The following is a 16697-nucleotide window of genomic DNA, read 5'->3' on the forward strand; positions in this document are numbered from 1 at the left end:
AGGTCCGGATTTTACCGGCCCGGAGCGTGGGGTTTTCCTACCCGAAACCGGACCGTCCCCCGATGGGCCGCTCCCTGGCGGACCCGGAGACTGTCCTCACCGGCTGATCGCCGGAACGGAAGCGATACCAACCCCAAGGAGCCACACCATGAACAAGTTCGTCGCCCTGTTGCAGACCCTCGCGCTCTCGCTGCTGATGGCCGGCAGCGCCCTGGCCGCGGAGGCTGCGGAGAAGGTCAACATCAACACCGCCGATGCGGCCACCATCGACCGCGTACTGCTCAACATCGGCCCGAGCAAGGCCGAGGCCATCGTCGCCTACCGCAAGGCCAACGGCGCTTTCAAGAGCGCCGAGCAGTTGACGCTGGTGAAGGGCGTGGGCCTGAAGACCGTCGAAAAGAATCGCGATCGCATTGTCGTTGCCGGCGGGGCACCAGCCGTTGCGCGCAAGCCCGCGGCCGCGGTTGCCCGCCCGGTCGTGCCCAAGCGCTGATCTAGGCAAGCGCTGACCAGGTATTCGCGGGCAGGAAGCCCGCAGGAAGCAGACCCCCAGTCTGGACAAGGAAGTGTCGCCCGGCCACGAATGGATTCGTGGTCCGGGTGAACCCTCACGGCAGGTTCGGGGGCATGGCGCGGTGGTCGAGGCGCAGCGTCGCCACGTTAGACTTGGGCCATGGCCGAATCCGCACAGACCGCCCGTTCCTGGGTCATTCCGGCAAACGAGTACCGCCGCGAACGCTGGCGCAACCAGCTGGGCTGGACTCGTGAAATCTACAGGTCGCCCGGGTCCGGCGAATGGGACTGGCGCCTGTCGATCGCCGAAATCGAACGCGATTCCGCGTTCTCGTCCTTCCCCGGTATCGACCGGGAACTCGTCCTGCTATCGGGCAACGGCCTGCGCCTGCGCTTCGATGATGGCGAAGTACACGAACTGCAGCCGCCCCACGGCAAGCTTTGCTTTGCCGGCGAACGCGGTGTCACGGGCGAACTCGTCGACGGCCCGACGCACGACTTCAACCTCATGTGGCGGCGTGATCGCGTGCAGGCCGAGTTGTGGCACCGGCCGCTGGTGGGGCCGATGGTGATCTTTGCCGAGCCGGGCGCGACGTGGGCGGTGCACCTGCTCGCCGGCCGCGCGCGTTTTGCCGACGACTCCGGCCTGCCACCGCTGGAAAGGGGCGACACCGCGATCCTGCAGGCCGGTTCGGAACGCCTGCGACACGTGATCGAAGGCGGTGGCGAGCTGCTGCTGGTGCGCGTCAGCCGCAACGACGCCCAGGCAGCCGTGACCTGGTGACGAGGCCTGGTGACGAGGCGGGCTTAGAGCAGAGCCGGCCCCAATACGAATGCCAGGACGACGAGCGACAAGCCCAGCACGCTCGCAACCATCTGCTTCGGCGTGCGACCGCGCGCCCACATCCAGATGCCCGACAGACCCAGCAGCAACATGCCGATGGCGAAGCTGTCGGCGAGCAGGCTCCAGGCCCAGCCGCCGCCCACGCCCTTGTGCAGGCGGTTGATCGCGGCGAGCAGCGTATGCGAGCTGCGCTTGAGTTCGGCGCTGTCCTTGCCCGGTGTGTATTCCAGGGCCCAGGATTCGCTCGCGGTGCCGCCGCTCAGGTTCCACTTCGGCGGCTGTTTGCCGTCCTTCGCACCCGGCGAGCCCTTGCGGATCACCTGCGCGTCCAGTGCTTGCGTCTGCCGCAGCCACAGCGACAGTTCCTCGGGGCTCGTGCGAGCCGCGGTCGGAATCTGCAGCACCAGGCGACCGGTTTCCTCGCTATCGCCCTGTGCCCACGCGCTGTCGCCGAAGCGGTGGTTCATGACGAGTCCGGTAAAGCCGTAGATGATCGCGGCCAGCGCGCCCCACGCGCCAATCCACAGGTGGATCTGGCGGATCCAGCGATAGGTGGTGTTGCTGCGGCGGCGGGCCAGGTCGGCCGTGCTCGTGGTGGCATTCATGCGAAGGCTTCCGTCGGGCTGCGCATCAAAAAGGCAGGAGCCCGCGCGACGAGCGGGCTCCCGACCGTGATGCACTGATTGAAGAATGGATCAGAACGCGAAGTTGACGCTCAGGTAGGCCGCGCGCGGCGAACCTGGCGTGATGTTGTTGTCGCTGTTCGCCGAAACAAAATACTTCTTGTCGAAGATGTTTTCGAGGTTCAACTGCAGGCCGAGATTCTTGCTGACGTCGAAGAACACGGCCGCGTCGTAGCGGGTGTAGCCCTTGACCACGACCTCATTGCTGGTCGAAGCGAAGAATTCACCGCGATAGACCGCGCCCAGGCCCACGCCCCAACGGTCGCTCAAGTCGTAGCGGTTCCATAGCGAAGCGGTCTGCTTCGGCAGTTGTGCAGGCTTGACGATGCTGTTGGGAATATCGCCTTCCTGCCAGGCGTAGCCACCCATGACACTCCACGCCTCGGTGATGTTTCCGGCCAGGCCCAGCTCGACACCCTTCACGCGTTGACCGTCGATCAGGATCGACTGCGCGGGATTCGACGGGTCCGGGGCGATCACGTTGGTGCGCTCCAGGCGGTAGGCAGCGGCGGTCAGGGCCAGGCCCTGGACGACTTCCCACTTGGTGCCGACTTCATAGTTGCGGAACTCTTCCGGATCGAATGCCTTGTTGGTCGGGCTCAGCGATGACAGCTGGTCGCCCGCGCGCGGCAGGTAGGCGATTCCGTAGCTCGCGTACAGGGAGAGCGGCTCGACCGGCTTGTAGACCAGGCCGACGCGCGGCGACAGCAGGTTGTCGGTGGAGGTGAGATGACGATTCTGCGGGGCAGTCGAAGCCCTGAGGTCATCGAAATCCATGTCGAAGCGGTCGTAGCGCAGACCGGCGATCGCTTGCCACTGCGGCGAGAACTCGATCTGGTCCTGTACGTAAACGGCGGCGACTTTGGCAACGCTATGGTTGTTCGCGTCGGTTCCATTCGGACGGAACTCCAATGGCCCGGTGTAGCGCGGGTTCTCGAACGGCACCAGCACCGAGGTCACGGTGGAACCCGGCGCGCCGAAGAAGCCGGTGTTGCGCAGGTTGTCGGTTTCCTGGCGGCCCAATTCGGCACCGAACAGCACGGTCTGCTTGATGGCGCCATCGAGCGACCAGACGAAATCGGTCTGGTTGAAGACGTTCTTGCGCTGGGTCGCGTTGTTGTAGGCGCGGATATCGGCCAGCGAGCCGTCGCGGGAGACCGGGCCGCCGGCGTATACGTTCTGGTAGAACTTGTCGTAATCGGCAATACGGGTGCGGTTGCGCAGCGTCAGGCCGTTGCCGAAGTCGTGCTCAACCAGGCCGCTCAGAGCGTCGACATCGACCCAGGTGTCGCTGCGGTCCGGATCGCCGAAGAACGTGGAGCGATCCGTTTCCACCGGCAGGCGGCGACCGTTGAAGACATTGAGCGAGGAGTGCACGCCGCGGTCGGCGACGCGATCGTCCTCGAAGTGCTCGTAGCCCAGGGTGATCGTGGTGTTTTCGCCGGCGTCGAACGCGAACGTCGGGTTGATGCCCCAACGCCTGGCTTCGTAGTCGTCACGGTAACTTTCCGAGTCCTCGAACATGGCCGTCACGCGGAACGCGGCGTCGTCACTGATGGCCTGGCCGAAGTCGCCACTCAGGCGCCGCTTGTCCCAGGAGCCGACTTGCAGGTTGAGATTGCGCACGGTGTTCCAGTCGGCCTGCTTGGTGACGCGGTTGATCACGCCGCCGCTGCCGCCGCGGCCGAAGATCATGGCGTTGGGGCCCTTCAGCGCCTCGACGCGTTCGATGTTGTAGAGGTCGCGGAAGTACTGCGTATCGTCGCGCATGCCGTCGATGAACATGTCGCCGGTGGTGCTGTTGCCGCGCAGCACGGGCGTGTCGCGGTTGCCTTCGCCCTGCGCCATGGTCACGCCAGGCACATAGCGGACGACGTCGGCGAGGTTCTGCATGGCCTGGTCGCGGATCATGTCCTGGGTCACGACCGTGATCGATTGCGGCACGTCCTGCAGTTCGGTATCGGTCCTGGTCGCGGTCGTGCTGCGCTTCTGCACATAGCTGTAGTCGACCTTGCCGATGACTTCGATGGTGTCGAGGTCGGTGGCACGCTCATGGCGACCACCGGCGTCGTCGGTAGCGGTCTCGGCCAGGGCGGGGGCGGAAAGGGCGAGGGCAAGGGCGGCTGCCAACGGTGCGGCAGCGGGGATCTTCTTGGTTTTCATGGGTCCCGTGACAAAAAAGTCGGCGGCTTCATGCCGCGGCGGACGCCATGTTAATGAGAATGGTTATCAGATGCAAACGATTCGCGTTTGCGAGGGGTCAATCCCGGTCGTCGCGCGTCCACACGCCCGTATCGTCGACCTTGACGGGAAACTTCGTCACCGGCTCATAGGCGGGCGCGCAGAGAGGGCGACCGTCGCGCACGTCGAACTTCGCACCGTGCAAGGCGCATTCGATCGTCGCTTCGTCGCCATCGAAGTGGCCAGCGGACAGCTCGAAATCCTCATGCGAGCACTTGTCTTCCATCGCGTAGAAGTCGCCGTCGTAGTTCACCACGAGGATGGGGGTGTCGCCGTCCCACGCGACGACGGTTTCGCCGGGAAGCAACTGCGACGTGGCGCAGACGAATACCCAATCGCCCATTGATCTATTCCTTGGCAGTAACGGCCATCGCGACGATGGCGAGGATCACAGCGCTTTTTCCAGGACCTCGAAACGGAGGTCAGCGCGCTTGGGCACGCCGAAGCGCTCGTCGCCATAGGGAAACGGCTTCTTGGTGCCCGTGCGCCGGTAGCCTCGGCGCTCGTAGAAGGCGATGAGCTCGTCGCGGATGTCGATCACCGTCATCCGCATGGCCGGGAGCTTCCATTCGTCGCGGGCGACGCGTTCGGCTTCGGCGAGCATCGCCTTGCCGATCCCGCCGCCCTGCAGGTTGGGACGTACCGAAAACATGCCGAAGTAGCCGGCGCCGTCTTCGATGGCCACGTGCGCGCACGCAAGGAGTTCATGGCTGCCGTCCTGCGACGTCCGCTCGGCAATGAGGATGCGGCTGTCGGGACGGCTGATGCACGACTCGATGTCATCGGTGCCGGTGCGGCGGCCTTCGAGCATGTCGGCTTCGGTGGTCCAGCCTTGCTTGCTCACGTCACCGCGATAGGCGGATTCGACCAGCGCCACCAGGGCGACGGTGTCGGCGTGGGTGGCACTGCGGAATTTCAATGCGCTTTCGTGGCTCATGCGACCAGGCGGGAGAAGTAAGGGAGGAACATCAATAGCAGCAGGAGGAACACCAGCGGGATTGCGATCCATACGATGGCCTTGATCGCCTTGCCGGCGCGACCCTGGATCGCCTCGGCGCGATCGTTGATCCGTTCGACGCGATCGAGCTGGCGCTGGTAGGCCTGGAGGTGCTCGCGCTGCAGCGCCAGCGCCTCGCGCTGGTTGTCGCGTATCTCGCGCAGGAGCGCGAGGAACTCGGGGTTGTCGGACATGGGTGGCCCGGGTTGCGGCTGTCGTCGGTGGCAAAGCGTAGCGCAACGCGGCTTCACCGCGCGCGCTGCCGGCTTATGCCAATAGCTTGCGGGCCTTCCGCAGGGCCGCCACGAACGCCTCCACTTCCCCGTGCGTGTTATAGAACGCGAATGACGCGCGGCACGTGGCCGGCACGCCGAAGTGGTGCATCAGCGGGTGTGCGCAGTGGTGGCCGGACCGGATCGCCACGCCTTCCAGGTCGAGCAGGGTGGCCAGGTCGTGGGCGTGGGCGCCGTCGACCAGGAAACTGATGACCGCGGCTTTCTCGGCGGCGCGACCGAATATGCGCAGGCCCTCGACCTTGTCCAGTTCCTCGGTCGCGTGTTGCAAGAGCTTCTGCTCGCGCGCTTCAGTGTTGGCCATGCCGAGGGCCGACAGGTAATCGACCGCCGCGCCCAGCCCGATGAAGCCGGCGATGTTCGGCGTGCCGGCTTCGAACTTGTGCGGCGCGTCGTTATAGACCGTGCCCTCGAAGCGCACTTCCTTGATCATCTCGCCGCCGCCGATGAAGGGCGGCATGGCGGCCAGGTGCTCGCGGCGCGCCCACAGCGCGCCGGTGCCGGTCGGGCCGCACATCTTGTGGCCGGTGAAGGCGTAGAAGTCGCAACCGATCGATGCGATGTCGACCGGACGATGCGGTGCGGCCTGCGAGCCGTCCACCGCGGTGACGATGCCGCGCCGGCGGGCTTCACGGCAGATCTCGCGCACCGGGTTGACCGTGCCGAGCACGTTGGAGACGTGCGTCAGCGAGAGGATCTTCACCTCCGGCGTCAGCAGCGCGTAAAGCGCATCGATGTCGAGTTCGCCGGCGGCGTTGACTTCCGCGACCTTGATCTTCGCGCCGGTGCGTTCGGCCACCAGCTGCCACGGCACGATGTTGGCGTGGTGCTCCATGCGGGTGAGCACGATCGCGTCGCCGGGACGCAGGTTGGGCAGGGCCCAGGAGTAAGCGACCAGGTTGAGGGCGAAGGTGGTGCCACTGCACAACACCAGCTCGTCGGGGCGGACGTTGAAGAATGCCGCCAGCTTGCGGCGCGCGCCTTCGTAGGCATCGGTCGCCTCGGTGCCGAGCGTGTGCACGGCGCGGCTGACGTTGGCGTTGTGGTGGCGGTAGAAGTCGTCGACCGCCTCGATCACGCTTGCCGGCTTCTGGCCGGTGTTCGCCGAGTCGAGGTAGACCAGCGGCTTGCCCTGCACCTCGCGCGTAAGCAGCGGGAAGTCGGCGCGGACGCTGGCCCAGTCGATGGTGGTGGCGGTGGCGAGCGGCGCGTTCATGCCGGCTCCGATTGTGCGGGTTCCGATTGCGCGGGCCCCAATTGTGCGGGCCCCAATTGCGCGGGCCCCAATTGGGCAGGATCCAGGCGGGCCAGCGCGGCATCGAGCTTCGCCGCCAATGATTCACGCAGCGGCGCGTCTTCGATCACGTTGAGGGTTTCACGGCAGAACGCGGCCGTGAGCAGGGCGCGTGCCTGAGGCTCGGGAATGCCGCGGCTGCGCAGGTAGAACATGGAGGTGGCATCGAGCTGGCCAACCGCCGCTCCGTGCGCGGCCTGCACCTCGTCGGCGTGGATCTCGAGCACGGGCTGCGTATCGATCTCCGCGCCCGCGGAGAGCAGCAGGTTCTTGTTCGACAGAGCGGCGACACTGCCGTCCGCGCCTTCGCGGATGGTGATGCCGCCGTGGAAGGCCGCCTTCGAACGCCCGGAACCGAGTCCGCGCCACAGCAGGTCGCAGCGCGTGTCGCGTGCGACATGGTCGATGCCCAGTCGCGTGTCGAGGTGGCGCTTGCCATCGGCCAGCAGCACGCCGTTGGAGATGACCTGCGCGCCTTCGCCCTGCAGCGAGGCGTTGAGTTCGTGGCGCGCCAGCGCGCCGCCGAGTTCGAGGTCGAGGCGGCGATAGATCGCGTCGCGCGCCAGCACCGCGTCGGTGCGGCTGATCAGCGACGCGCCCGGGGCTTCGTCCTGCACGCGCAGGTGGGTGAGGCGCGCACCTGCGGCGAGGTGGACGTGGGCAATGCTGTTGGCGAGGTGGGTATTGGCGGCACCGGCCAGGTGATGCTCGACCAGCGTCAGTTCGGCATCGCGGCGCAATTCGAACAGATGCCGCGAATGCGAGGCGAGATCGCGTCCGGCAGCGGTGCCCACGAACACGAGGTGGATCGGCAGCGCCGAACGCACCCCTGCTTCCGCGCGCAGGACCACGCCCTCGTCGGCCAGGGCGGCGTTGACGCGGGCGAAGACCTCGTCCGGGCGCTCGTAGCGGCGGGCGAGGAAGTTCACTTCACGCTCGCCGCCTTGTGCCAGAAGCTGCGACAGCGGCTGCAGCGCGACGCCAGGAGGCAGTCCGGCCGCATCACTGTGCGCGGGATCGAAGCGGCCGTTGACGAAGACCAGCCGGGGCGTGGGGATGCCTGCCAGCAGAGCCTCATCGAAAATGGCCGGCTGCGCGTCGGCGGCGGCGAACGTGCGGCGTTCGAACGCACGCAGCGGGGTGTACTTCCAGCGTTCGCTGCGGGTGCCGGGCATGCCGTCGCGCAATGCGGCGGCCAGCGCATCGCGGCGCGATGCGCCAAGGCCGGCGGCATCGCGGCCGGGCAGGGCGTCGAAGGCGGAAGCGAAGGAGTCGAGCAGGGCGCTCATGTCAGGCCGCGGCTCCGGATGAGGCATGTCCCGGTGCAACACGGTCCTTCACCCAGGCGTAGCCGTGTGCTTCCAGCTGCAGCGCGAGTTCCGGGCCGCCGCTTTCGACGATGCGGCCGTCGGCCAGCACGTGGACCACGTCGGGCGTGATGTAGTCGAGCAGGCGCTGGTAGTGGGTGACGACCAGGAAGGCACGGTCGGGCGAACGCAGTGCGTTGACGCCTTCGGCGACGTTCTTCAGCGCGTCGATGTCGAGGCCACTGTCGGTTTCGTCGAGGATCGCGAGCTTGGGTTCGAGCAGGGCGAGCTGGAAGATCTCGTTGCGCTTCTTCTCGCCACCGCTGAAGCCCTCGTTGACCGCGCGCTGCAGCAGGTCGTCCTTGAGGTGGAGGACCGCCAGTTTCTCGCGCACCTTCTTCAGGAACTGCATCGAGTCCAGCTCGCTCTCGCCACGCGCCTTGCGCTGCGCGTTGACGGCGGTGCGCAGGAAGTAGGTGTTGTTCACGCCCGGGATCTCGACCGGGTACTGGAAGGCGAGGAATACGCCGCTGGCGGCACGCTCTTCCGGCTCCAGCGCCAGCAGGTCGCGGCCTTCGAAGGTCACCGAACCGGCGACGACTTCATAGCCCTCGCGCCCGGCGATGACATTGCCGAGCGTGGACTTGCCGGCGCCGTTGGGGCCCATGATCGCGTGCACCTGGCCCGGCTGCACTTCGAGCGAGAGGCCCTTGAGGATTTCCTTGCCGGCGACGCGGACGTGGAGGTTTTCGATCTTCAGCATGTTCTTTCTCTTGTTGGGGTGAGGCGATTCAGCGCTGTGGCTGCGTTCGCCCTTCATCCGCCCTTCGGGCACCTTCTCCCGCTAGCCGGGAGAAGGAGAAATCAACCTACGGCTCCCTCCAGGGAGACTTCCAGCAGCTTCTTGGCTTCCACCGCGAACTCCATCGGCAACTCGCGGAACACCGACTTGCAGAAGCCGTCGACGATCATCGACACCGCGTCTTCCTCGCTGATGCCGCGCGAGCGGCAATAGAACAGCTGGTCGTCGCTGATCTTCGAGGTCGTGGCTTCGTGTTCGACCGTCGCGGATGGGTGCTTCACTTCGATGTACGGGAAGGTGTGCGCGCCGCACTTCTTGCCGATCAGCAGCGAATCGCACTGGGTATGGTTGCGCGCGCCCTCGGCGTTCTTCTCCACGCGGACCAGGCCGCGGTAGGAATTCTGGCCGTGGCCGGCGCTGATGCCCTTGCTGACGATCTTCGACTTGGTGCGCTTGCCGATGTGGATCATCTTGGTGCCGGTGTCGGCCTGCTGGCGGTGGTGCGTCAGCGCGACCGAATGGAACTCGCCGACGGAATCGTCGCCGAGCAGCACGCACGACGGATATTTCCAGGTGATTGCCGAACCGGTCTCGACCTGCGTCCAGCTGATCTTCGAGCGCGCGCCACGGCATTCGCCACGCTTGGTCACGAAGTTGTAGATGCCACCGACGCCGTTCTCGTCGCCGGGGTACCAGTTCTGCACGGTCGAGTACTTGATCTCCGCGTCTTCCAGCGCCACCAGCTCGACGACCGCCGCGTGCAGCTGGTTCTCGTCGCGCATCGGAGCGGTGCAGCCTTCGAGGTACGACACGTAGGCCTTTTCCTCGCACACGATCAGGGTGCGCTCGAACTGGCCGGTCTCGCTGGCGTTGATGCGGAAGTAGGTGCTCAGCTCCATCGGGCAGCGCACGCCCTTGGGGATGAACACGAACGAGCCGTCGGAAAATACCGCGGAATTCAGTGCGGCGAAGTAGTTGTCGTGGGTCGGCACGACCGTGCCGAGGTACTTCCGTACCAGCTCGGGGTATTCGTGGACCGCTTCCGACATCGAGCAGAAGATCACGCCCTTTTCGGCCAGTTCCTTGCGGAAGGTGGTGCCGACCGAGACCGAGTCGAAAACGGCATCGACGGCGACGCCGGCCAGCTTGGCGCGCTCGTGCAGCGGCACGCCGAGCTTCTCGTAGGTGTCGAGCAGTTCCTGCGGAACCTCGTCCAGCGAGGCGTACTTCGGACCCTTGGGCGCGGAGTAGTAGCTGATCGCCTGGAAATCGATCGGGGCGATATTGAGCTTGGCCCAGTGCGGCATCGGCATGGTCAGCCAGTGGCGGTAGGCCGCCAGGCGCCACTGCGTCATCCAGTCCGGTTCGTTCTTGCGTTCGGAGATGGCGCGGATGACGTCCTCGTCCAGGCCCGGCGGCAAGGATTCGGATTCGATGGCGGTGACGAAGCCGGCTTCGTACTTGCGGCCGAGCTGCTCGCGGATTTCGCGATTGGTCTCGGCCGGGTCTTCGATGATGCTGGTCGGGATGGTTTCGGTGGCCATGGCTACGGACTGCTTATGCGTTGGCGAGGCGCAGGTCGATGCGCTTCGCGGGATTTGGGCCGGCTTCGGGTTCGCGGTGTGGCGGTGGCGCCAGCATCTGCGCGAGGGTGATGCCGCGCAGGGCGTCGATCACCACGTCGTTGATGCGGTTCCAGTTGGCGCGTACGCCGCAGGACTGTTCGATGCCGCAGTTGCCGGCGTGGACGCTGCATTCGGTCATGCCGAGCGGCCCTTCCAGCGCAATCACGATTTCGAGCAGGCCAATCGCTTCCGCCGACCGCGCGAGCCGATAGCCGCCGTTCGCGCCGCGCGTGGCGGCGACCAGGCCGGCCTGCGCCAAAGGCTTGAGGACCTTGGCCACGGTCGGTGTTTCCAGTCCGGCGCGCTCGGCCAGCTCCGATGCGCTGAGCACGGCTTCCGGGGCGCTGCCGTGGTGGCCGGCGAGGACGGTCATGACGACCGTGGCGTAGTCGGTGAGCTTGGTGACGCGGAGCATGGCGGGGGGCCTGAACAGGGCCGGGGCTAATTCGTACTGGAATTGTACTGATTTGAGCCGACGGGGTCGAGCCGCTGGGTTCCCCGGCCGCATGCGCCCCGGACCGAGGCGTCGCGCGCCCGCTCCGCGCCGCCCCGGCTGCGCCATGACGGCATCACCGCTTTCAAGCGACAATCGCCGCCCGCTGCACTTCACTCGCCTCCGGACCCTGCATGCCTCGCAAGATCGCCACTCGCCGTTCCACCATCCATGGCAACGGCATGTTCGCCGTCGCCCCGATCGAGAAGGGCGAGCGCCTGATCGAATACAAGGGCCGTCGCCGTACCCACGACGAAGTCGATGAAGGCGATTCCGGCGACGTCGACACCGGCCATACCTTCCTGTTCACCCTCAACGACGAGTACGTGATCGACGCGAACTTCGAGGGCAATTCGGCGCGCTGGATCAACCACAGCTGTTCGCCCAACTGCGAGGCCGTGCTGGAAGAGGACGACGGCGACGACCGCCGCAAGGACAAGGTGTTCATCGAGGCCATGCGTGACATCGCGCCGGGCGAGGAGCTGTCCTACAACTACGGCATCCGCCTGGAAGAAAAGCACACCAAGGAGCTGAAGAAGATCTGGGAGTGCCGCTGCGGGTCGCCCGATTGCACCGGCACCATGCTTCAGCCAAAGAAAGACAAGTCCAAGAAAAAGAAGAAAAAGGACAAGAAGAAAAAGGGCAACGGAAAGAAGGACTGATCGGGTCCTTCCTGCCTGTCGGCGCCGGGCCAGTCCCGGCGCTTCTTTTTTGCGGTCCACGCGGGGATTTCCGGGGCGGGAGCACGTTCGCCAGCTGACCGCCGGCTCTGTCCGGCAACCGCGAAGCTGAACGGTGTTGCCGCGATGCAGGGATCAGGCAATTGGTTGGCATGACTTCCGCCATGCGGTAACCGCCACGGTCGGCAATACCCTGCCCACCTGTCGTGGGGCCGCGCACAGCGGCACCCGCGGATCGGCGCGCTGGAAGCGGGCCGCAATCCTCCATAACCGGACTCTCCATGCGTGCAACGCTGACCATCGCCATCCTGGCCGCGCTCGCCGCGCCGCCCGCCTTCGCCGCCGTCGTGATCGACGGCCGCATCGATCCAGCCGAATGGCAGGGCGCGCAGCACATCACCGATTTCCGCCAGACCCAGCCGCTGTCGCGCGCGCCGGGTTCGCAGCCGACCGAGGCCTGGATCCTCGCCACCGAGGACGGCCTGGCCATCGGGTTCCGCAACCTGCAGTCGCCCAATATCGCGCGCACGCGCCAGGAGGCGCAACGAGACCAGGGCGCGCAGGCCGACCGCGTCAATCTCTATGTCGACTTCGACGGCGACGGCCGCACCGGCTACAACTTCACCGTACTGCTGTCCAACAGCATCATCGATACCACCATCACCAACGAGAACCAGTTCAACCCGGACTGGGATGGCGACTGGCGCCACGCCACCAGCGAGGACGAAGCCGGCTGGTCGGCGGAGATGCTGATCCCGTGGCACGTCGCGACGATGCGCGACGTGAAGAACGGCACCCGCACCCTCGGCATCTCGCTCGATCGCGTCATCGGCGCCACCGGCGAGCGCGCCTCCTGGCCGGCGGTCAGCTTCCAGGAATCGCGCTTCCTCACCGCGCTGAACAAAGTCGAGGTGCCGGCGTACAGCCAGTCGCTGCTGGCGATCACCCCGTATGTGTCGGGCGTTTACGACAACGTCGCAACGAACTCCGACTTCGACACCGGCGCCGACATCTTCTGGAAGCCCAACGGCCGCTTCCAGCTCAGTGCGACGCTCAACCCCGACTTCGGCCAGGTCGAGAGCGACCAGCTGGTCGTCAACTTCAGCGCGAACGAGACCTTCTTCAGCGACAAGCGCCCCTTCTTCACCGAGAACCAGAGCTACTTCGACGTGCCGTTCGGCGGGCTCAACAACGCCAACCGACTGATCTATACCCGTCGCGTCGGCGCGAATGCCGACGACGGCAGTGGTGCCGGCGACGTGACGGCCGCTGCGAAACTCAACGGCAGCCTGGGCGCGATGAACTACGGCGTGTTCGCCGCCACCGAAGCGGATGAGGCAGGACGTGATTTCTATGCCTTGCGCACCTCTCGCGACGGCGACACGCAGGGCATCGGCGCGATGATCACACGCGTGGAGCGGCCTTGTTACGGCCAGGACGTGGGCACGGGCGAATGCATAGGCCGCGAGGCCAACGTCTACGAAGTCGACCACCGCTGGACGCCCAATCCGCAGTGGTCCATCCGCACCACGCTGGTGGGGTCGGACGTCGATGGCATGGGGCAGGACGCCTACAACAGGCCGGATGAAAACCAGTCCGGCAGCAATACCGGCGGGCAGATGCGCATCGACTGGGACATGGGCGACGGCTGGCGCCAGCAGCTGTACATGGTGCACCTCGGCGACAAGCTGCAGCTCAACGACTTCGGTTTCCTCGAGCGCAACAACTTCAACTACGCGCGCTATGACCTGGGCAAGCGTTTCACCGATTTCCCGGAAACCTCGCAGTACAGCGCTACCGACTGGCACTGGGCGGTGTCCCGCCGCGTCAACGACCACGGCGTGCACATTGGCGATGCCGCGGCGATGAATCGCAGCGGCCAGCTGCGCGACGGCGGCAACGACTTCTTCGAGGTCGCGACGTGGACGTCCGGCCACGACGACCGCTTCCTGCGCAGCAATGACAATGAAGTGATCAACATGCCGGCGAAGTACTTTCTGTTCTACGAGCGCAACCGTCCGCGCCAGGGCAGTGGCCACTGGAGCTTCTACGGCAACATGCGCTGGGCCTCGGAAGGGCTGGATACGCCGGGCAAGAGCTCGCTCCAGCTCGACCTCGAGCCGACCTACCACGTCAACGATCGCCTCAGCTTCTTCACCGCCTGGTTCTTCGAGCACAACAACGACTGGCTGCTGTGGCACGGCGACAACCTGATCGGCAGCTACGACGAGGACATGATCCTGCTCAACGCCGGCAGCGTATGGCTGATCAACGACAAGCACGAACTGCGCGTGCGGCTGGAAGCGATCGGACTGGACGCGAAAGCGAGGCAGGCTTACCGCGTGGCTGACAACGGCGAGCCGGTGGAATCGGCGGAGACGATCCCCGATGTCGGGGTGAGCAACCTCGGCTTCCAGATCCGCTATCGCTACGAACTGGCGCCGCTGTCCTATCTCTATATCGCTTATGTGCGTGGCGGTTCTCTGACCGAGTTGGAGCCCTTCAGCGGTTTCAACGCGCGCGACCAGTTCCAGGACGCGTTCGCCCTGCGCGACAGCGAACAGTTGCTGGTGAAGCTGTCGTACCGCTTCGAGCTGTAAGCGCTCGTCGCCGGTCTTCGCCGGCGTGTCCTAGCTGGCGTGGATCGATCCCCACTCCTGCGGCGCGAGGATCTCGAACAGACCTTCGCGCCGCGCCCGCCGCGCCAGGGCGAGCAGGTGGTCATCGCGGCTCAGCAGCCAGCGGGCACCGGCGCGCAGCGCCAGGTCGAGGAATTTCTGGTCGTCGGGATCGCTGCAGCGCAGTGGCTGCGCCGCACCTTCCGCGCCATCCGGGCACGGTGGAAAGCGTTGCATCAGGGCATCGAAGCGGGCCGCAGCGGCTTCGCGCGCGGCCCCGTCGAGGGCCAGTTGCGGATAACACAGCACGCGCAACCACTCCTCGCGGCAGGCCGCACTGGTCACGGCGATGACGTCGCCGGCGTGCAGTGCATCGCGCAGGCGCAGGCAGCGCGGGTCATCGAACACGAACAGGTCCAGGCATACGTTCGTGTCCAGCACGATGCGGGGCGTGGCATCCATGGTCGCGTCGGCGCACGCGCCGCTTACTGCGTTTCGCGTAGGTCCGCCGAGCCGATGCGCCACTGCCGTTGTTCCGGGGTTGCGCCATCCACCACCGCGCGGCGCAGCGTGTACGTGCCAGTCAAGTGGTGCTGGCTGCCATCGCGGCGGGTGGTGGTGATGGCCACGGGGACCTCGATGTAGCGCGAACCGGCCGCGGCATCGACGGCGCCCGGCGACTGCATTTCCACCGAGACACCGGTGATGTCGGCAAAACCCGCGGCGAATTGCGGCGCGGACTGTCCGCTGGAGCGGCCACCATCCGACCACAACCCATACGCGCGGACGAAATCGCCGCTGTTGATCGCATCGTAGTAGTCGCGGATCACGGCGACGGCGTCTTCGGGCGTGGGTTCGGCTGCGGTCTGGGCATCACCGGGTGCGGCTTCGGGCAGCAACGGGGTGCCGTTTTCGTCCACCGGCACTTCCGGCTGTTCCGCCACTGGCGGGCCGACCGGGCCAGGACCCGGCCGGTCGGGCATGCCGGTGACGCCCCCGGATGCGCCCGTGGGCGCCGGCAGCTGCTTGTCGGGGCCCCCATCGGCCGCCGAGTGCTGCGCAGCATCCTTGCCGCAGGCAGTGGCCAGCAGCGCGAGCAGGGAGAGGGTGAGGAGGAAGGAAATGCGCATGCGAAAAATCATCTCTTGTCAGTTGTCGCCGAGGTGCACCACGACCTGGCCGTTCTCGATGTCGGTGCGGCCGATGCGGCGTGAGCCGAGGCGGTCGAGCAGGCTGTTGTCGAAGCGGTAGACGGGTTCATCGCGCGCGTACCCGGCGAGCCAGGTGTTGAGCAGGCCGCGAGCGGAAGTGTTCATCATGCCGCCGAGCGCCGGCACGTCGACCTGTTCGATCGTCGGCTCCTGCAGATGCAGGCCACGGGTGCCGGGGTCATAACGCAGCGCGCTGCTCAGCGCGAAATGGCCGCTGGGACGCATGCTGTCGCTGCCGAGCGCGCCGATGCCGAGATCGAAATCCAGTTGCAGGCGGTTACTGCCTTGCGGGATCGACAGGCGTGGATTCAGCAGCGTCATCGATACCAGTCCACCGAGCCGGTCGTAGTGCTTGGGGAAGTTGCGATTGAGCGCCTGCTGCAATTGCGGCTGGGTGAAGTTGACGCGGTCGCCCAGCAGGGCGCTGACCGCTTCGAGCGTGGAACAGCCGGCCAGCGCGATCAGCGCGCAGGCGAGGGCCGTGGTGGAGGCGGCAATGAAAAAGCGGCGGCGCAGGTTCATCGGTCGTACCGTCGAAGTGGGCGAATGGCCGGACGATACCCGCGCGGCTTTGCATCCAGAGTGAATTGCGTGGGGCCCGGCTGGCTCAACCGGTGCGGCGCGGATTGAGGTAGGCGACGAGCACGCCGAGCACCACCATGCGCACGCTGTCGAAGACCAGTTGCTTATGGACGATTCCGGCAGGCATCTTCGTCACTACCCAATAGATCAGGAACTGCGGGATCACGGTAAGGAAGGCGACGGCGATGCCGAAACGCACGCCCTGGCCCAGTGTCGCACTCGGGCCGATGCCTTGGCGGTAGATCCAGGTCATGGCGAAGCCGATGCAGGCGTCGGCCAGCAGCATCCAATGCATCATGCCGTTGGCTTCCTCCGGCGAGCGCATCACCGTTCCCACCAGCGTGTTGTAGTCGTCTGCCAGAAACAGGCCGTGGACGACGAAGCCGAGCAGCGCCGTGGCGATGGTCATCACCACGCCGGAAATCCAGAAACGCTTGTCCATGAAGTCCCCCTTGGGAGTTGCGGGCGGGTTTGGAATGCGAAAGGAAGAACGCGAGGAAGCCGGCAGGCGGGG

The 16697-nt window shown here is 65.9% G+C and carries 16 protein-coding genes and 2 pseudogenes; 4 read left to right on the top strand and 14 right to left on the bottom strand.

Annotation, left to right across the window (positions count from 1 at the left end):
* Window positions 1-148 precede the first annotated feature (148 nt).
* Together ACXJJ9_RS02260 and ACXJJ9_RS02265 are read left to right on the top strand one after the other, a co-directional pair.
* Window positions 149-493: a ComEA family DNA-binding protein gene (locus ACXJJ9_RS02260; RefSeq protein WP_457095646.1), complete on the top strand. Its 345-nt coding sequence runs from the start codon at window positions 149-151 to the stop codon at window positions 491-493.
* Window positions 494-673: 180 nt separating this feature from the next.
* Window positions 674-1297 (top strand): HutD/Ves family protein, encoded by a 624-nt coding sequence (locus ACXJJ9_RS02265; protein ID WP_457095647.1) that lies wholly within the window; start codon window positions 674-676, stop codon window positions 1295-1297.
* 23 nt (window positions 1298-1320) lie between these two features.
* Here the strand turns inward: ACXJJ9_RS02265 and ACXJJ9_RS02270 are convergent, their stop codons facing one another.
* From ACXJJ9_RS02270 to ACXJJ9_RS02315, 10 genes and pseudogenes are all read right to left on the bottom strand, one after another.
* Window positions 1321-1962: a PepSY-associated TM helix domain-containing protein gene (locus tag ACXJJ9_RS02270; RefSeq protein WP_457095648.1), complete on the bottom strand. Its 642-nt coding sequence runs from the start codon at window positions 1960-1962 to the stop codon at window positions 1321-1323.
* Window positions 1963-2052: 90 nt separating this feature from the next.
* Complete coding sequence (locus tag ACXJJ9_RS02275; RefSeq protein WP_457095649.1) at window positions 2053-4203, bottom strand: TonB-dependent receptor; 2151 nt, start codon at window positions 4201-4203, stop codon at window positions 2053-2055.
* A gap of 97 nt (window positions 4204-4300) precedes the next feature.
* The gene (locus ACXJJ9_RS02280) at window positions 4301-4624 is read right to left on the bottom strand and encodes a non-heme iron oxygenase ferredoxin subunit (RefSeq protein WP_310051444.1); all 324 of its coding nucleotides are present in this window, start codon (window positions 4622-4624) and stop codon (window positions 4301-4303) included.
* 45 nt (window positions 4625-4669) lie between these two features.
* Window positions 4670-5218, bottom strand: coding sequence for a GNAT family N-acetyltransferase (locus ACXJJ9_RS02285; RefSeq protein WP_457095650.1), 549 nt, complete (start codon window positions 5216-5218; stop codon window positions 4670-4672).
* Complete coding sequence (locus tag ACXJJ9_RS02290) at window positions 5215-5472, bottom strand: hypothetical protein (RefSeq protein ID WP_457095651.1); 258 nt, start codon at window positions 5470-5472, stop codon at window positions 5215-5217. The genes ACXJJ9_RS02285 and ACXJJ9_RS02290 overlap by 4 nt, the downstream gene beginning before the upstream one ends.
* Window positions 5473-5545: 73 nt before the next feature.
* Window positions 5546-6787 carry a cysteine desulfurase gene (locus tag ACXJJ9_RS02295; protein ID WP_457095652.1) on the bottom strand — a complete coding sequence of 414 codons (1242 nt, stop codon included), beginning with the start codon at window positions 6785-6787 and terminating at the stop codon, window positions 5546-5548.
* Between the two features lie 92 nt (window positions 6788-6879).
* Window positions 6880-8154: pseudogene (gene sufD / locus ACXJJ9_RS02300) on the bottom strand (Fe-S cluster assembly protein SufD); the annotation flags it as partial.
* A 1-nt stretch (window position 8155) separates the two neighbouring features.
* Window positions 8156-8935 (bottom strand): Fe-S cluster assembly ATPase SufC, encoded by a 780-nt coding sequence (gene sufC / locus ACXJJ9_RS02305; RefSeq protein WP_457095653.1) that lies wholly within the window; start codon window positions 8933-8935, stop codon window positions 8156-8158.
* A 101-nt stretch (window positions 8936-9036) separates the two neighbouring features.
* Complete coding sequence (sufB, locus tag ACXJJ9_RS02310; protein ID WP_457095654.1) at window positions 9037-10518, bottom strand: Fe-S cluster assembly protein SufB; 1482 nt, start codon at window positions 10516-10518, stop codon at window positions 9037-9039.
* A gap of 13 nt (window positions 10519-10531) precedes the next feature.
* Window positions 10532-11014 carry an SUF system Fe-S cluster assembly regulator gene (locus tag ACXJJ9_RS02315; protein ID WP_310051462.1) on the bottom strand — a complete coding sequence of 161 codons (483 nt, stop codon included), beginning with the start codon at window positions 11012-11014 and terminating at the stop codon, window positions 10532-10534.
* A gap of 212 nt (window positions 11015-11226) precedes the next feature.
* On the opposite strand from ACXJJ9_RS02315, the pseudogene ACXJJ9_RS02320 reads away from it, so the two are divergent.
* Window positions 11227-11691 (top strand): annotated as a pseudogene (locus tag ACXJJ9_RS02320) (SET domain-containing protein); the annotation flags it as partial.
* A gap of 362 nt (window positions 11692-12053) precedes the next feature.
* Entirely contained in the window at window positions 12054-14372 is a 2319-nt protein-coding gene (locus ACXJJ9_RS02325) for a DUF5916 domain-containing protein (protein ID WP_457095655.1), read from the top strand.
* Between the two features lie 30 nt (window positions 14373-14402).
* Here ACXJJ9_RS02325 and ACXJJ9_RS02330 read toward each other — a convergent pair whose 3' ends face one another.
* The 4 genes from ACXJJ9_RS02330 to ACXJJ9_RS02345 form a co-directional block, all read right to left on the bottom strand.
* Complete coding sequence (locus ACXJJ9_RS02330) at window positions 14403-14852, bottom strand: PIN domain-containing protein (RefSeq protein WP_457095656.1); 450 nt, start codon at window positions 14850-14852, stop codon at window positions 14403-14405.
* A gap of 23 nt (window positions 14853-14875) precedes the next feature.
* The gene (locus ACXJJ9_RS02335) at window positions 14876-15520 is read right to left on the bottom strand and encodes a hypothetical protein (RefSeq protein WP_457095657.1); all 645 of its coding nucleotides are present in this window, start codon (window positions 15518-15520) and stop codon (window positions 14876-14878) included.
* Window positions 15521-15538: 18 nt separating this feature from the next.
* Window positions 15539-16123: a DUF1439 domain-containing protein gene (locus tag ACXJJ9_RS02340; protein ID WP_457095658.1), complete on the bottom strand. Its 585-nt coding sequence runs from the start codon at window positions 16121-16123 to the stop codon at window positions 15539-15541.
* A gap of 85 nt (window positions 16124-16208) precedes the next feature.
* Window positions 16209-16625 (bottom strand): hypothetical protein, encoded by a 417-nt coding sequence (locus ACXJJ9_RS02345; RefSeq protein WP_457095659.1) that lies wholly within the window; start codon window positions 16623-16625, stop codon window positions 16209-16211.
* Window positions 16626-16697: the final 72 nt, after the last annotated feature.

Source organism: Lysobacter sp. P5_B9 (genome assembly GCF_054049835.1).

What these genes read in the sequence shown, in the direction of transcription:
- ACXJJ9_RS02260 (WP_457095646.1), top strand. Translation starts at nt 149, where the DNA reads ATGAACAAGTTCGTCGCCCTGTTGCAGACCCTCGCGCTCTCGCTGCTG.
- ACXJJ9_RS02265 (WP_457095647.1), top strand. Translation starts at nt 674, where the DNA reads ATGGCCGAATCCGCACAGACCGCCCGTTCCTGGGTCATTCCGGCAAAC.
- ACXJJ9_RS02270 (WP_457095648.1), bottom strand. Translation starts at nt 1,962, where the DNA reads ATGAATGCCACCACGAGCACGGCCGACCTGGCCCGCCGCCGCAGCAAC.
- ACXJJ9_RS02275 (WP_457095649.1), bottom strand. Translation starts at nt 4,203, where the DNA reads ATGAAAACCAAGAAGATCCCCGCTGCCGCACCGTTGGCAGCCGCCCTT.
- ACXJJ9_RS02280 (WP_310051444.1), bottom strand. Translation starts at nt 4,624, where the DNA reads ATGGGCGATTGGGTATTCGTCTGCGCCACGTCGCAGTTGCTTCCCGGC.
- ACXJJ9_RS02285 (WP_457095650.1), bottom strand. Translation starts at nt 5,218, where the DNA reads ATGAGCCACGAAAGCGCATTGAAATTCCGCAGTGCCACCCACGCCGAC.
- ACXJJ9_RS02290 (WP_457095651.1), bottom strand. Translation starts at nt 5,472, where the DNA reads ATGTCCGACAACCCCGAGTTCCTCGCGCTCCTGCGCGAGATACGCGAC.
- ACXJJ9_RS02295 (WP_457095652.1), bottom strand. Translation starts at nt 6,787, where the DNA reads ATGAACGCGCCGCTCGCCACCGCCACCACCATCGACTGGGCCAGCGTC.
- sufC (WP_457095653.1), bottom strand. Translation starts at nt 8,935, where the DNA reads ATGCTGAAGATCGAAAACCTCCACGTCCGCGTCGCCGGCAAGGAAATC.
- sufB (WP_457095654.1), bottom strand. Translation starts at nt 10,518, where the DNA reads ATGGCCACCGAAACCATCCCGACCAGCATCATCGAAGACCCGGCCGAG.
- ACXJJ9_RS02315 (WP_310051462.1), bottom strand. Translation starts at nt 11,014, where the DNA reads ATGCTCCGCGTCACCAAGCTCACCGACTACGCCACGGTCGTCATGACC.
- ACXJJ9_RS02325 (WP_457095655.1), top strand. Translation starts at nt 12,054, where the DNA reads ATGCGTGCAACGCTGACCATCGCCATCCTGGCCGCGCTCGCCGCGCCG.
- ACXJJ9_RS02330 (WP_457095656.1), bottom strand. Translation starts at nt 14,852, where the DNA reads ATGGATGCCACGCCCCGCATCGTGCTGGACACGAACGTATGCCTGGAC.
- ACXJJ9_RS02335 (WP_457095657.1), bottom strand. Translation starts at nt 15,520, where the DNA reads ATGCGCATTTCCTTCCTCCTCACCCTCTCCCTGCTCGCGCTGCTGGCC.
- ACXJJ9_RS02340 (WP_457095658.1), bottom strand. Translation starts at nt 16,123, where the DNA reads ATGAACCTGCGCCGCCGCTTTTTCATTGCCGCCTCCACCACGGCCCTC.
- ACXJJ9_RS02345 (WP_457095659.1), bottom strand. Translation starts at nt 16,625, where the DNA reads ATGGACAAGCGTTTCTGGATTTCCGGCGTGGTGATGACCATCGCCACG.